This window comes from Janthinobacterium sp. FT14W, from assembly GCF_009208755.1.
GTDB classification, from domain to species: domain Bacteria; phylum Pseudomonadota; class Gammaproteobacteria; order Burkholderiales; family Burkholderiaceae_D; genus Janthinobacterium; species Janthinobacterium violaceinigrum.
Genome location: NZ_WFLL01000160.1, coordinates 1 through 275, shown reverse-complemented (window position 1 = coordinate 275; position 275 = coordinate 1). Strand labels below are relative to the sequence as shown.

The following is a 275-nucleotide window of genomic DNA, read 5'->3' as shown; positions in this document are numbered from 1 at the left end:
GATGACCTGCCGGAACGCCGCTTCCAGCAAGTCGATGTCGAACTGCCCCTGCAGGGTGACCGCGCCGGGACAGTTGTAGCTGGCTCCGCCAGGTTCCAGCTGGTCGAGAAACCACAGCCGTTCCTGCGCGTAGCTCAGCGGCAGCTGCGTCATCTGGCCGCGCTCGGCCACCGCGATCGTTGCCACTGGCCGGGCGTACGCATCCTGCTCCAGCGCCTGTTCGATGCCGCTGGCCAGTTCGCCCAGGGTGTGATTTTCAAACACGACCTTGAGCG

Annotated in this window: 1 protein-coding gene; it reads right to left on the bottom strand. The window is 65.5% G+C overall.

All coding sequences use genetic code 11. From position 1 onward, the window contains the following. Positions 1-275 (bottom strand): condensation domain-containing protein (locus tag GCN74_RS28435; protein ID WP_152259717.1); only part of this gene is annotated, 275 nt, incomplete at both ends.